Origin of the sequence: Dysgonomonas sp. Shenzhen-Wh21 (genome assembly GCF_043392705.1) — a bacterium.
Classification (GTDB): Bacteria; Bacteroidota; Bacteroidia; order Bacteroidales; family Dysgonomonadaceae; genus Dysgonomonas.
The window spans coordinates 1-1,754 of sequence record NZ_JAIXHZ010000211.1 but is presented as its reverse complement, the minus strand read 5'-3'; the positions used below and the strand labels follow the sequence as shown (position 1 = coordinate 1,754).

1 protein-coding gene is annotated in these 1,754 nt (G+C 32.7%); it reads left to right on the top strand.

Annotated features, from left to right (window positions below):
• Window positions 1-302: 302 nt before the first annotated feature.
• Complete coding sequence (locus LDB17_RS14370; RefSeq protein WP_252639702.1) at window positions 303-1,595, top strand: tyrosine-type recombinase/integrase; 1,293 nt, start codon at window positions 303-305, stop codon at window positions 1,593-1,595.
• Window positions 1,596-1,754 lie beyond the last annotated feature (159 nt).

The following is a 1,754-nucleotide window of genomic DNA, read 5'->3' as shown; positions in this document are numbered from 1 at the left end:
GTAACGAATACAAGATCAGTAATTTATATTATTTGATAATATAGTCCTGCCGTGGTCACTTTTGTAAAGTGAATAAGCGTGTAAATCAATGGTTTACACGCTTAACTTTTTAGATACTTAGGATAGTACTTAGGAAAAGAATATAAATTACTGATCTTGTATTCGTTACAAACAAACATATACAATTACCTGATATATAACATCATATACAATATATTTACACATATTCGATTATCCTTCTCTATATTTTCATCATTCTATTTTTTGTAAGTACTTTTACAGGGTACTTACTTTTATTTAAAATGGAAATATCAAAATATCTAATACGATTTAATCTTATATCTTCAAGTAAAGATAAAGATGAAAAACAAATATTCCTAATTGTAACAATAGAAGGTATTAAAAATTATTATTATATAGGACACCGGGTCGAGCCGAAAAACTTCATAAAAATAAAAGATAAAGGAATATTGCTATGGCAAGTAAAGAAAAATACATTTAATAAAGCTGGAGAACCAGCCTCTACAATAAACGCCAGAATAAGAGAACTTGAAAATGCAGCTCTTGTTGTTTTTGAACAGAATTTTAAGGGACGCAATATTGAATTTTCTAAAGATGAATTCAAAAGACTCTTACAAATTCAGTTGAATGAATACGAAGGAACAAATGAAGGTTCAAGTGAAAACTCCCCTATCCTATTTTTCGAGGCCTATGAGAAATTTAAAGATGAATCTAAAGTTTCAGATGGAAGACGCAGGCATTATGTTGCAGATATAAACCGATTAAGAGAGTACGAGAAGAAAAAGAAAAATCCTTTAACGTTCGAAAATTTAAATATACTAGATTATAATAAATATATATCTAAAGGACGTGCGTCAAATACTGTTGTGACAATAATGAAGCGACTAAAGGGATTCTATAATTACTGCAAAATAGAATCGATCATTAAAGAGTCTCCATTTGATAAAATAAACTTTGCAACCAAAATAGGATCTGAAATTTATGGTGAACCTATCTGCATGACAAGGGAGGAATTGACCCAATTATATGAAAAGAAAATGCCGGATTACATCACGGAATTGGTTCGAGACATGTTCTGTCTACAAGCAGCATTAGGCTGTCGAGTTGGTGATTTCGTTCGACTTACCTACAATAATATCCAGGAGGGTACTTTAGTCTACTTTCCATCCAAAACAAAAGTATATGTAAATAAGATTGTTGTCCCTATATCTAATCGAGCGAATGAGATAATAAATAAGTATAGGAATAAAGGACAAGCTAACCTAATCATGCCATTTTTACACCCCAATGATTATAACGAGCAGTTAAAAGTAGTCTTTCGAATTGCCGAACTTAATAGAAAAGTTATGCAGTTCAACCGTGACACAGGTAACGAGGAGATATCGGAACTTCATCAATTGGCAACTTCTCATTTGGCACGAAGAACCTTTGTTGATATACTTTGCCAAGCTGGCGAACCTATTCATGTTGTAGCTTCTATGTCCGGACACTCCGAGAACTCGAAAGCATTTGACAGATATCGCCGCAGACCAGAACAGTTACAGAAAGAAGCTGTAAATAGATCTATGGATTAACAGCACTCTTACTTTTTTCAGTCTGGTATTTTAGTAGGGCCACTTCTTGTTCCAATGCTCTATTTTTACTCAAGGCTTTTTGTAGTTGCTCTCGCAAAGAGGCTATGATTTTGTCTTTTTCGTCCATCGGTTATTATAAGTCTATTTATTTGCATAAAA

Bases quoted from the DNA above. Each gene is read 5' to 3' on its own strand.
- LDB17_RS14370 (WP_252639702.1), top strand. From the start codon at position 303: ATGGAAATATCAAAATATCTAATACGATTTAATCTTATATCTTCAAGT.